The organism is Roseomonas chloroacetimidivorans (assembly GCF_049629625.1).
In the GTDB taxonomy this organism is placed as follows: domain Bacteria; phylum Pseudomonadota; class Alphaproteobacteria; order Acetobacterales; family Acetobacteraceae; genus Roseomonas; species Roseomonas chloroacetimidivorans.
The window spans coordinates 86429-98516 of the sequence record NZ_JBNBZS010000010.1 but is presented as its reverse complement, the minus strand read 5'-3'; the positions used below and the strand labels follow the sequence as shown (position 1 = coordinate 98516).

General features: G+C 66.7%; 12 protein-coding genes. 10 read left to right on the top strand and 2 right to left on the bottom strand.

All coding sequences use genetic code 11. The features are described 5' to 3' along the window. Positions 1–16: 16 nt before the first annotated feature. Positions 17–1072, bottom strand: a complete 1056-nt coding sequence (locus ACO1BU_RS09160) for a LysR family transcriptional regulator (protein ID WP_424135625.1) — start codon at positions 1070–1072, stop codon at positions 17–19. Between the two features lie 184 nt (positions 1073–1256). Between ACO1BU_RS09160 and ACO1BU_RS09155 the strand changes: the two genes are divergently transcribed. The 6 genes from ACO1BU_RS09155 (at position 1257) to ACO1BU_RS09130 (ending at position 8567) form a co-directional block, all read left to right on the top strand. Continuing rightward, positions 1257–2261 carry a histone deacetylase family protein gene (locus tag ACO1BU_RS09155; protein WP_424135624.1) on the top strand — a complete coding sequence of 335 codons (1005 nt, stop codon included), beginning with the start codon at positions 1257–1259 and terminating at the stop codon, positions 2259–2261. A 13-nt stretch (positions 2262–2274) separates the two neighbouring features. Continuing rightward, entirely contained in the window at positions 2275–3408 is a 1134-nt protein-coding gene (locus tag ACO1BU_RS09150) for an aromatic ring-hydroxylating oxygenase subunit alpha (protein ID WP_424135623.1), read from the top strand. Positions 3409–3478: 70 nt separating this feature from the next. Further along, positions 3479–5026, top strand: a complete 1548-nt coding sequence (locus ACO1BU_RS09145) for an ABC transporter substrate-binding protein (protein WP_424135622.1) — start codon at positions 3479–3481, stop codon at positions 5024–5026. 68 nt (positions 5027–5094) lie between these two features. After that, positions 5095–6048 carry an ABC transporter permease gene (locus ACO1BU_RS09140; protein WP_424135621.1) on the top strand — a complete coding sequence of 318 codons (954 nt, stop codon included), beginning with the start codon at positions 5095–5097 and terminating at the stop codon, positions 6046–6048. After that, positions 6045–6878: an ABC transporter permease gene (locus ACO1BU_RS09135; protein WP_424135620.1), complete on the top strand. Its 834-nt coding sequence runs from the start codon at positions 6045–6047 to the stop codon at positions 6876–6878. Before ACO1BU_RS09140 ends, ACO1BU_RS09135 begins: the two co-directional genes overlap by 4 nt. Before the next feature lie 3 nt (positions 6879–6881). Beyond that, entirely contained in the window at positions 6882–8567 is a 1686-nt protein-coding gene (locus ACO1BU_RS09130; protein WP_424135619.1) for an ABC transporter ATP-binding protein, read from the top strand. A gap of 108 nt (positions 8568–8675) precedes the next feature. Here the strand turns inward: ACO1BU_RS09130 and ACO1BU_RS09125 are convergent, their stop codons facing one another. After that, positions 8676–9008, bottom strand: coding sequence for a DHCW motif cupin fold protein (locus tag ACO1BU_RS09125; RefSeq protein WP_424135618.1), 333 nt, complete (start codon positions 9006–9008; stop codon positions 8676–8678). Between the two features lie 146 nt (positions 9009–9154). On the opposite strand from ACO1BU_RS09125, the gene phnF reads away from it, so the two are divergent. The 4 genes from phnF to phnH are packed head-to-tail and all read left to right on the top strand — an operon-like array spanning position 9155 to position 12087. Next, complete coding sequence (gene phnF / locus ACO1BU_RS09120) at positions 9155–9913, top strand: phosphonate metabolism transcriptional regulator PhnF (protein ID WP_424135617.1); 759 nt, start codon at positions 9155–9157, stop codon at positions 9911–9913. Next, positions 9900–11069: an alpha-D-ribose 1-methylphosphonate 5-triphosphate diphosphatase gene (locus ACO1BU_RS09115; protein WP_424135616.1), complete on the top strand. Its 1170-nt coding sequence runs from the start codon at positions 9900–9902 to the stop codon at positions 11067–11069. Before phnF ends, ACO1BU_RS09115 begins: the two co-directional genes overlap by 14 nt. Continuing rightward, positions 11066–11515, top strand: a complete 450-nt coding sequence (gene phnG / locus ACO1BU_RS09110) for a phosphonate C-P lyase system protein PhnG (RefSeq protein ID WP_424135615.1) — start codon at positions 11066–11068, stop codon at positions 11513–11515. Before ACO1BU_RS09115 ends, phnG begins: the two co-directional genes overlap by 4 nt. Continuing rightward, positions 11512–12087: a phosphonate C-P lyase system protein PhnH gene (phnH, locus tag ACO1BU_RS09105; protein ID WP_424135614.1), complete on the top strand. Its 576-nt coding sequence runs from the start codon at positions 11512–11514 to the stop codon at positions 12085–12087. Before phnG ends, phnH begins: the two co-directional genes overlap by 4 nt. Position 12088: the final 1 nt, after the last annotated feature.

The following is a 12088-nucleotide window of genomic DNA, read 5'->3' as shown; positions in this document are numbered from 1 at the left end:
GTTCTCCCGAACTGGTTCAGGCCTTGGCGTGGCGCATACGCGGCCGCTGCGCCCGGGTGAGGGAAGGAGGGTAGCTGCGTTCGTCCAGCGGCTTGGACTGCACGGTGGAGGTGAGAAGATGCACGAAGGCGGATTCGATCCGCCCGAGCTGCGTCTTCGGGTTAGTGACGAGGTGCACGTCGATTGCTGGAGCATCGTCATAGGGCGGCAATTGCCAGAGCAGCCCGTCGCGGACGTCACGTTCCATGACATGGATCGGCAGCGCGCCGATTCCCATGCCTGCCAGGATCATGCGTCGCACCTCCTCCAGATGGTCCGAGATGCCGACCATCGGCACGGCCAGGTTGGCGCGCTTGTTCAGCGCGCCGATGGTCTGCACCCAATCGGAAAAGGTGAAAACCCGAAAGGAGACCGCCTTCTCGCCCTCCAAATCCTTCAGCGTCAGCCCCGTGCGGCCAAAAAGGCGGTGCGAGGGGCCGCAGAAGAAGCCGAAATGTTCGCGGTAGAGGTGCTGGTAGCGCAGATCCGGGTGCTGCACGCTCGCCAAGCCGATGCCCACCTTCACCGACCGGTTCAGCGCATCCTCCACGATCTGGGAGCTAGGGCTGATGGAGATGTCCAGCGTCACGCGCGGGTAGCGGCGGTGAAACTCAGTGATTGTGGAGTCGATCAGGTCGCTGACGATGTGACTGGCCATGCGGATGGCCATGGTGCCCACCAGCGAATCGCCGCCGCCATCCAGAAGGCGGGGCATCTGCGCGATGGTGTTGAAGATCTCCTGGCACTCCCGCAGCAGAATCTGTCCGGGTTCCGTGAGGCGGAAAGTGGTGGCGGTGCGGGTAGCGAGGGTGGTGCCGATCTGCTGCTCCAGCCGCTTCAGCGCTGCGGAAACGGCTGGCTGGCTGCGGTGCAGCGCATCGGCCGCACGGGAGATGCTGCCGTGCTCGGCAATGGTGAGAAAGGCCCGTAGCAGGTTCCAGTCGAGTTGATGCGCCAGGGGCCGCGCAGTCCGGGAAATAGCCGGCGCCGCGGCGCGCAACCGCTGCGGGCCGTTTAACGGTGATGCGGTCATGTCCGGCTCAGGCCCGCCTTCCGTTCCATGCATTCATGAGATTTATGCTCTCATAGGCAATCTAAATTTGATCTATGCTTCCACGCGGCGCCAAGCTTGTCCATCACTTCGCAGGGAGCGGGTTCAGCGGATGCGCGTCTATGTCTCGCCTAGACAGGCAGCCCACGACCCCCGGAACTTCCTCGTGGCCGGGCGTCCGCGGGCGAATCCCGACGTGCCCGCGCGCATCGAGCGGCTGCTGAGCGGAATCGCGGACCAGGGCCACACGATCCTTGATCCGCCTGACAGTGGCGAGCACTACATCCGCCGCGTGCACACCCCCGAATACGTCGATTTCCTTCGCACGGCGCATGAGCGGTGGAGCGCCAACCCCAATGCCGGGCCAGAGGTGGTGCCAAATGTGCATCCCCGCCGCAGCGGCGGACCTTATCCGCAAAGCGTGGTCGGGCAGGCCGGGTATCACCTCTCCGACCTGGCCTGTCCTATCGGGCCAGGCACCTGGGATGCGGTGCTGTGGAACGCGCATTCCGCCACGGCGGCGGCGTTGGCCGTACGGCATGGCGCGGAGCGTGAGGCTTATGCGCTGTGCAGACCGCCCGGGCACCACTCGGGCCCGGATTATGCCGGGGGTTTCTGCTACCTCAACAACGCGGCGGCAGCAGCCGAAATCCTGCGCGACCGCTGGTCGCGCGTGGCGGTCCTGGACATTGACGTGCATCACGGAAACGGCACGCAGGACATCTTCGCGGAGCGTGAGGACGTTCTCTTCGTCTCCCTGCATGGAGACCCCGCTGATTATTATCCGTTCTTTTGGGGTTATGCCGACGAGATCGGCCGTGGTGCCGGGGAAGGGGCCACGGCCAACTTCCCCTTGCCGCGCGGCACAGGGGACGATGAATATTGCCGAACCCTGGATTTGGCGCTGGACCGCATTCGTGCCTACGGTCCCGGCGCGCTGGTGCTGTCGCTGGGGCTTGATGCCTTTGTCAACGACCCGCTGGCCTGGCTGGGCGTGACGACCGCTGGCTTCTCCCGCATCGCAGCAAAGGTCTCTGCGCTCGGCCTGCCGACGGTGCTGGTGCAGGAGGGTGGCTATATGTGCGACGATCTTGGCCGGAATCTTGCTGCCTTCCTGGGGTCCTTCGAAGCCGGCCGGGCGACCATGCCCGGCGACGCCGTGAACGTCTGAGAGAGAGGCCAACATGCCCGACAGCCACGTCCCGCTCCCTGACCCGCGCTTCGCCCAGGCCTTCAAGGAGGTCACCCAGGCGAGCCATCCGCCCGGCACGCTCTACAGCGATCCGGCGATCCTGGAGCGGGAGATGCAGAACATCTTTCTCAGAGACTGGCTGATGCTCGCCCGGTCTGAGGAGATCGAGAACCCCGGGGACTTCCGCAGCTTCCGCATCGGCAAGGAGCCGGTGCTGATCTGCCGGGACAAGGACGGAAAGGCCCGTGCCTATGCCAATATGTGCCTCCATCGCGGCGTGGAGATCGCGAGCGGCACGGGCAACCAGAAGGCCTTCATGTGCCCCTATCACGGTTGGAGTTACGGGCTGGATGGCCGCCTGATCGGCGCCAGCTACATGCAGGACAGCGAGGGCTTCGACCGCCGCAACTGCCGGCTGCCGGAGTATCAGCTGAACGAATGGCATGGCTGGATCTTCGTCTCGCTGGCCGCCGATCCGATCCCCTTCAACGAGTACATCGCCGACTTCGAGGAGAAGTTCGGCTGGATCGGGATGGGCGACCTCTATATCGGCCTGCGCACCGAGACGAAGTTGAACTGCAACTGGAAGTTGATGGTGGAGAACTTCATCGACTTCTACCACCTGAAAATCCTGCATAAGGACACGATCGGCCGCTTCCTGAGCACGGTGGACGCGACCTATGACCTGCGGCCGCGTGGCCAAGTCTATATCGATGAATATGATGCGGGGCCGCTCTCCAAGGACGGCAAGAGCTTTGCCAAGCGCATTCCTTCCATGGAGAGCAAGGGCGAGCGCTACTCCCGCACCGGCACAGTGCCGCCGAACATCAACGCCTTCCTGCGGCCGGACTACATGACATTCTATACGTCCTGGCCAATCGACGTGAACACGATGACCCTGGTCGGCTATGCGATCTGGCCGCGGGAGGTGATGTTCGGTCCGGACAAGGAGCGAATCGTCACGGAGTTCAAGGGCATGCTGGACAAGGTGCTGGCGGAGGATTTCGAGATGGTCGAATCCCTCCAGAACGTCGCCGGTGCCCGCACCTTCGTGCCCGGCCGCATGTCGCGGCTGGAGCGGGGCGTGCAGCATTTCATCAAGCACAGCATTCAGCGCATATCCTGATCAGCCCTGCGGCGCGTGGCGCCGTGGGCCACAATAACGAACGGCAGCACGAAACCAGGGGGAGTTTTCAATGGCGGTGACTGGTCAGGGGCCGGGCTTCGGACGGCGCAACCTCTTGCAGTTCGGGGCGGCGGGGCTCGTCGCGGCCAGTCTGCCGGGCTTCGCGCAGGCTCAGGCCCCCAAGCGTGGTGGCAAGCTGCGCATCGGCCTCGGCGGTGGGCAAACGGCCAATACGCTGGACCAGACCGCGCCGACCTTCGCCTCCCCGAATGAGCGGACGGTGAACTACACGCTGTTCAACACGCTGGTGGAGATCGACCCGAACGGAAAGGCGGTCCCGGAGCTGGCGGAGAGCTGGGAGGTTGGGCCAGGCGCGAAGCGTTGGGTGTTCAACCTGCGCCGTGGTGTCACCTTCCACAACGGAAAGGAGATGACGGCGGATGACGTCGTCTTCTCCCTGCGCCGGCACAGCGCCGAAGGCTCCCGCTCGGGCGCGCTGGCGCTCATGCGGGACCTGGAGTCGATCTCGAAGCTCGATAAGTATCAGATCGAGATCGTCCACAAGACGGGCTCGCTGGACGTTCACTATCTGATGTCCGACTACCACTTCTCCATCGTTCCGGACGGCGACAATTCGCATAAGGGCATGGGCACCGGTCCCTATGTGCTTCAGGCCTGGGAGCCGGGCGTGCGCTTCCATGGCAAGCGCAACCCGAATTACTGGAAGTCCGGCCGCGGCCATGTGGACGAGGTGGAAATCACCGTCGTCAATGACGACCTCGCCCGTCTGAGCGCCCTGCAATCCGGTGAGGTGGATATCATCAACCGCCTCGATCCGCGCACAGTGCGGCTGGTAGAGGCGGCGCCGGCGCTGAAGTCCTCGATCGCGAAGGGCTACGGCTTCTACACCGTGAATATGCGCGCGGACATGGCGCCCTTCAACAACCCGGACCTGCGCCTGGCCTTCAAGCACCTGATCAACCGCAAGGAGCTGCTGGACCGCATCCTCCGCGGCTACGGCTCGCTTGGGAATGATCACCCGATTGCCGCAGCCATGCCCTTCCATGCCAATCTGCCACAGCGGGAGATGGACCTGGACAAGGCGAAGTTCCACTTCCAGAAGTCCGGCTTCAGCGGCACTGTTCCCCTGCACACTTCGACCGCCGTCTTCTCCAGCGCCATCGACATGGCGGTGCTGATGCAAGCCCAGGCCCAGAAGATCGGCATGAACATCAGCGTGGAGCGCCAGCCGCCCGATGGATACTGGGGCAATATCTGGCTGAAGGAGCCCTTCCACATGTCCTACTGGACGGGCCGCATCACCACCGACATCATGCTCAGCACGGGCTATTCCTCCACCGCAGCCTGGAACGAGGCGCATTGGAAGAACCCGCATTTCGACGAGCTGCTGGTCAAGGCCCGCACGGAGTTCGACGAGGCCAAGCGCGCCGCCATGTATGCCGAATGCCAGTCCATGCTGCGCGACGACGGCGGGGTGATGATCCCGTTGTTCAACAGCTTCATCGACGCCGCCAAGAAGAGCGTCGGTGGCGACCTGGTTGCGCCGAATATGGAGTTGGCGGGCGGCCGAATCGCCGAGCGCGCCTGGCTCGGTTGATGCATGATTTCGCCGGGACAGGGCATTGCTCCCTGTCCCGAGTTATTTGAGTGATAAGGGGCCGAGCTATGACTCTCCCGCGCCTGATCATGCGCCGCGTGATCGAAGGCATCGCGACCCTCGCTGTAATCGCGGTGCTCCTCTTTGGCGGGGTGGAGCTGATCCCGGGCGACCCGGCCCGCACGATTTTGGGCCAGAGCGTGACACAGGAAGCCGTGGATAATCTCCGCGTCGCGCTCCGGCTGGATCGCCCGGTCCATGAGCGTTTCCTGGACTGGGTGGGCAAAGCCGCGCAGGGCGATCTGGGCATATCCATCATCAACGGACGGCCGGTAGCGCCCGATTTTGCCTGGCGGGCGAAGAACACGCTGTTCCTTGCGGCTTATGCCGCGGTGATCTCGATGCCCCTTGCAGTAGGGCTTGGCCTTCTCGCGGCGCTGTATCGGGACAGATTTCTCGATCGCGCTATCTCCCTGGGATCTCTGGCGACCATCTCCTTCCCCGAATTCTTCGTCGGCTACGCGCTGCTCAGCATCCTCGCTCTCCAGTTAGGCTGGTTTCCCGTGCTCTCCTCCGTAACGCCGGAGATGGGCTTCATGGAGCGCCTGCATCGCGGCTTTCTGCCGGCCGTGACCCTGAGCTGCCTAATCGGAGCCTATGTTCTGCGCATCACCCGAGCGGCCATCATTTCCATCCTGTCCCGACCCTATATCGAGATGGCGGAGCTGAAGGGCGCCTCCCGCGCCGCCGTCGTGCTGCGGCACGCGCTGATCAACGCGATCGGCCCCATCGCCAATGTCGTGGCGCTGGCCCTGGCCTATATGGTTGTCGGCATCGTGGTGACGGAGGTGGTCTTCACCTATCCCGGCCTGGGCCAGTGGATGGTGGATTCGGTTGCCAAGCACGACATGAATGTCATCCTGGTCTGCGGCCTCTCCTTCGGCGTGACCTATGTCGGGCTGAATGTCCTGGCGGATATCGTCTCCGCTTTCGCCAACCCGCGCCTGAGGCACCCCCGATGATCGCCATCGCCCGCGCCTCGCTGCGCCAATGGCCGATCCTGCTCTCGGCCTTCATCCTTCTCGTTGTCACCCTGTCCGTTCTGGCCGGGCCCGGAATCGTGCCCGCCGAGATCCGGGAAATTTCCGGTGAACCCTGGGAGCCCTTTGGGCCGCAATATCTCCTGGGCACCGACCAACTCGGACGTGATCTGCTGTCGCGGCTGCTGGAGGGCGGAAGACTCAGCCTGGCCCTCGCCTCGGCGGTGGCGGTCCTGTCCTTCCTCGCGGGGCTCGGCCTCGGCCTCCTCGCCGCTTTTGTGGGCGGCTTTGTGGACTCGGTGATCTCGCGGCTGATGGACATCATCATGGCCTTGCCGCCGCTGATCCTGGCCATCCTGGTTGTGGCGCTGCTTGGAAACACCATCCCCGTCCTGATCGGGGTGCTGGTGGTCTTTGAGGCACCCCGCGTCTTCCGCCTTGCCCGCGCCCTGGCCATGGAGATCATGACGGAGGACTTCGTCACCGCCGCCCGGCTCCGTGGCGAGGGCCTGGGCTGGATCCTGATGCGGGAAATCGCACCCAACGCCCTTGTCCCTCTGGTGGCGGAATTGGCGCTGCGCTTCGTCTTCGCCCTGCTCTTCCTCTCCTCGCTCAGCTTCCTCGGCCTCGGTGTGCCGCCGCCCCAGGCGGATTGGGGTGGCATGGTGCGCGAGAACGCGCCGGCCCTGGGCTTCGGTCTCCCCGCGCCGATCGTGCCGGCGGCTTGCATCGCCGTGGTGGCGCTGAGCGTGAACCAGATCGCGGATTGGCTTGTGGCGACCTCCGGCCGCCGTGCCGGGCGGAGGAGCTGACCCGTGGCGGAACCGATCCTCAGGATTCGTCACCTCACCATCCGCGCCACGGGCAGGAAGGGTTCGACCGACCTGCTGCGGAACATCAGCCTGGACCTCTGCCCGGGCGAGGTGCTCGGGCTGATCGGGGAATCCGGCGCTGGCAAGTCCACGCTCGGCCTGGCGGCAATGGGCCATATGCGCGGGGGCTGCCATGCCGCCGAAGGCCAGGTAATCTTTGACGGGCAGGACCTGCTGCACGCCGCGCCTCGCGTCCTTCGGCAGGTGCGTGGCGGCGGCGTCGCCTATGTCGCGCAATCCGCCGCGGCGGCCTTCAACCCGTCCTTCACGCTGGGGGCGCAGATCGACGAGGTGCTACGTCGCTTCGACGCATCCCTTGCGGCCGAGCGGCGGCAACGCATCATTGATCTGATGGCGCGCCTGGGGCTGCCGGATCCAATCGGATTCTACGGCCGCTACCCGCATCAGGTTTCCGGCGGCCAGCTCCAGCGCGCCATGACAGTGATGGCCTTGGCGCCCCGGCCCAAGATCATCGTCTTCGACGAGCCGACCACGGCGCTGGATGTGACCACCCAGCTCGGCGTGCTCGCCGCCATCCGGAAAGCCATCCGGGAGGAGGGCACGGCTGCCCTCTATATCAGCCACGACCTTGCCATCGTCTCGCAGATCGCCGACCGCATCATGGTGCTGCGACATGGTGCCCTGGTGGAAGAGGGAGCGGCCCGCGACGTGGTCGAGCGGCCCACCAGCTCCTATACGCGCAGCCTGCTGCAGGTTGGCACCCAGCCGGCCTCTCCGCGTGATCCGACGCCGGCACCGCCGATTCTGACCGTGCGAAACCTCCAGGCCAGCTATGGCCCGTTGCGGGTGCTGAGTGACATTAATCTGACGGTTCGGAAGGGCCGGACCCTGGCCGTGGTGGGTGAATCCGGCAGTGGCAAGTCCACCCTGGCCCGTGTCATTGCCGGGCTGCACGCGGCGGATACCGGCAGCATCACCTTTGCTGGCGAAAACCTGCCCCCGGCCTTGCGCCAGCGCGGCCGGGATGTTCTGCGGCGGGTGCAGATGGTGTTCCAGTCCGCCGACACCGCGCTGAACCCGGCGCAGACCGTGGGCGACATCATCGGCCGCCCCATCGCCTTCTACTTCAACCCTGGCCGCGCGGAGGTGCGCCGGCGCGTGGCTGCGCTGCTGGCGGCGGTGGAGTTAGCGCCCGAACTGGCCGAGCGCCGCCCGATTGCCCTTTCCGGCGGGCAGAAGCAGCGCGTCGCCATTGCCCGGGCCCTGGCGGCGGAGCCGGATCTGATCCTTTGTGATGAGGTCACCTCCGCCCTCGACCCGTTGGTGGGAGAGGGGGTGTTGAACCTGCTGGACAAACTCCGGCGGGAGCGCGGTGTGTCTTATCTTTTCATCACCCATGACCTGGGCGTGGTGCGCAGCATCGCAGACGATATCGTGGTGATGGAACGCGGACGGATCATCGAATCCGGCAGCCGTGATGATGTGCTCGCCCCGCCCTGGCACCCTACGACGGAGCTGCTGCTGGCTTCCCAGCCCAGCACGGAGGCGGGCTGGCTGGACCGCGCGCTGGAGCGGCGCAGCCGCCTGGTCGGGGAGGCCGAGCCACTCGCGGCGGAGATGGCGCCCGGCGCGGCGCCGATCCGGGCACCCACCCTCGCCACGCCTTGAGGCTGTCGCGAGGAGGTCAGTTAAACCAGCTTCACCATTCAGGCCTGCCACCATGCCGAGCGGGCGGTTGTAGCCTGATATGGGAGCCCCTGCTCCGCGCCCCTGACTTCAGTCCACGATGAAAAGCTTCGCGCCGCTTTGGGTCGAGGACCGGTGCGCGGCATCGCCGAAATCCGAGACCTGGTAGCTCATGCCGGGCTTCAGCAGGAAGCGGCGCCCATCCTTCAGCTCCGTCTCTAACTCGCCCTCCAGCACGTAGAGAACATGGCCGCGGTCGCACCAGTGATCGGCCAGGTAACCCGGGGAATAGTCCACCACCCGCACGCGCAGGTCACCGATATTGAGGGTGCGCCACAGCGCGTGCCCGGTTTCGCCGGGGTGCCGCGTGGGCTCGACCGCGGTCCAGTCGGTGATGGTGAAGGGAAGCTCCGGAATCTTCATGCTCTGCGCCCTGCGTGAATGGGCTGGGATGGATCGGCTGCGGCCGGCCTGTCCAGGGGGCGGGCCGCCTCCGTCCGGCCGGAGTGTCACAGAATTGTCAGACTGAAGTCATCCGAATGAATTCGTGGCGGCCTAAGATGCCACCCGTGACGACATTGATCCCCCCTGGCGCCCGCAGCTGGCAGGAAGTGCGGGAAGCCCTGACCGCCGAGATCCGCACCGGCCGGATCGCCCCCGGCGCGCGCCTGCCGACCGAGCCCGCGCTGATGGCCCGCTTCGGCGCCGGCCGCCACAGCATCCGCCGTGCTGTCGCGGCGCTGGAAGCCGGAGGCCTGGTCCGCACCCGCCAGGGTAGCGGCACCTATGTGCGCGAGGCGCCGGTGCTGGATTATCGCCTCTCCGAACGCACGCGTTTCTCGCAGAACCTGCTGGAGCAGGGGCGTGAGCCCTCTGGCCGCGCGCTCGGCGCCATGGAGCTGCCAGCGCCGCCCGCGGTCGCGGAGGCCCTGCGCCTGCCACCGGACGAGCCGGTGTTCCGTGTGCGCCGCTTGGGCCTGGCCGATGGCGTGCCGGTGAACCTTTCCGACGCCCATTACCCCGCACGCCGTTTCCCAGGGATGGTCGCGGCCTGGGAGATGGGGGAGGGGGCGAGCGCCATCCTCGCGACCTATGGCCTGCACGACTACCGTCGCATCGCCAGCACCGTCCTGGCTCGCCTGCCCAGCGCCGAGGAGGCGCAGTTGCTCGACCAGCCGGTCTCGCAGCCCGTGCTGGTGGTCCGCAAGGTGGATGCAGACACGGCCGGCATACCCATCGCCTGTTCCGAAACCGTCTGGGCCGGGGAGCGCGTGCAGCTCTCGGTCGACCACACTACGCGTGAGGAGAACCCAAATGTGGATCGCTGACCTCCGGCTGGTTCTGCCGGACCGCGTGGTGGCGCCCGGAGCCATCCGGATCGAGGGAGGCCGCATCGTCGAGATCGTGGAGGGTGCACCGCGCGGCCCCGCCCTGGATGGCGCTGGCCTGATGCTCATTCCCGGCCTGATCGATCTGCATGGCGACATGATCGAGAAGGAAGTGGAGCCGCGCCCCGATGCTGCCTTCCCGCTGGATATCGCGATTGCGCAACTGGACTGCCGCCTCGCCGCATCTGGAGTCACGACCGCCTATGCCGGTCTCTCCTTCGCGGAAGGCAAGGCGAAGAAGATCCGCACCGAGGAACGCGCGCGCGGCGTGATCGAGGCCGTGGCAGGGCTGCGGGAGAGCCTCCGTGTGGACCTGCGCGTGCATGCGCGCTTCGAGGTGACAAACCCGCGGGCCGAGCCCGTGCTGCGCGACCTGCTGGCGCGCGGGCTGGTCGGACTCGTCTCTCTGACCGACCACACGCCCGGCCAGGGCCAATATCGCGACATCGAACAATATATTCGCTACCAGACTCACGCTTATGGCGAGGATGCCGCGGCCGCCGAGGCTCGCGCCCGTCAGCGCATGGCCGCTCCCCGCGCCTGGGAGGTCGCGCGCGCCGTCACTGCCCTGGCCCGCGCGCAGGGGCTGCCCATCGCCTCCCATGACGACGACACGCCGGAGAAGGTCCGGCTGATGCATGAGTTGGGCGCCCGTATCAGCGAGTTCCCGGTCACCCTGGAGGCGGCTGCGGAAGCGCGGCGCCTGGGCATGGCCACGCTGATGGGCGCGCCCAACGCGCTGCGCGGTGCCTCCATGACCGGCAATACCACCGCGCGCGCCATCATGGAGGCCGGGCTGCTGGATGCGCTGGCCGCCGACTACCACCAGGGCGCCATGCTGCCTGCGGTGCTCGCCTGGGTACGGGACGGGCTGCTGCCCCTGCACGAGGCGGTCGCACTGGTGACGTGGAATCCCGCCCGCGCCGCCGGGTTGGCCGACCGCGGTTCGATCGCTCCGGGTCAACGAGCCGATCTCGTGCTGCTGGACGACACAGGCACCGCCCCCCGCGTGCGGGCGGTGTGGCGTGAGGGACGGATCATCCATTCCGACGGCTGGTCCGGCCGCCGCAACGACGCGATGGCGGAGGCCGCATGAGCGACGCGATGAATGAGGAGCGCCGGCACTGGATGGGCGTTCTGGCCCGTGCCGGTTCCGCGATGATCGAGGCGCGGTTGAAGGCCGCTCCGCCGCTGCCGCCCCATACCCGCCTGCGCGGCCCGGAAATCGGCCTGAGCATGCTGCGCGGCCGTGCTGGCGGCGATGGCGCCCCGTTCAACCTCGGTGAGATGACGGTCACGCGCTGCGCCGTGCGGCTGGAGGACGGCAGGGTGGGCCATGCCTATCTCGCCGGCCGCGACCTGCGCGGTGCGGAGCTGGCAGCGGTGCTGGACGCCGCCTTGCAGGATCCGGCCCGCCGCCCGGCGCTGATGCAGGCCGTGGTGTCACCCCTTGCGGCCGTCCAGGCCGAAGCTCGCGCCGAGACGGCGCGCAAGGCCGCCGCCACGCGCGTGCGGTTCATGACAATGGCGAATATGCGATGAGCGGCCTTCTTCCTGGTTTCGCGGATCCTGTGCTGGACGCGCAGTCGAGCTTTCGCGCCGTGTTGGAGGCGATGAGCCGCCCCGGCCGCATCCAGCGCCTGCGGCGCCCACCCGCTCCGCCCCCGCCGCTCTGCCCCGCCGCTGGTGCCGTGCTGCTGACGCTGGCGGATTCCGGCACGCCGCTCTTCCTGGATGCGGGGGCCGATGCGACGGAATGGGTGCGCTTCCATGCGGGCTGCCCGGTGGTGGCGAACCCGGCCGAAGCCGATTTCGTGCTGGCCGCTGGCGCCCCGCCCAGTTTGGCCGCGCTGCGCGCGGGCACGGATGAGGACCCGCAGACCTCCGCCACGCTGATCCTTCAGGTGGATGCGTTGGAAGAGGGTGCGGGCTGGCGCCTGACAGGCCCCGGCATCGAACATGCGCACCATCTGCATGTCACCGGCATGCCGGATGGCTTCCTGGCCGAATGGGTCGCCAATGCCGCGCGCTTTCCGCGCGGCGTCGATGTGATCCTTTGCGCGGGCGATGCAGTTGCCGCCCTGCCGCGCAGCCTGCGGATCGAGGAGGGCTGAG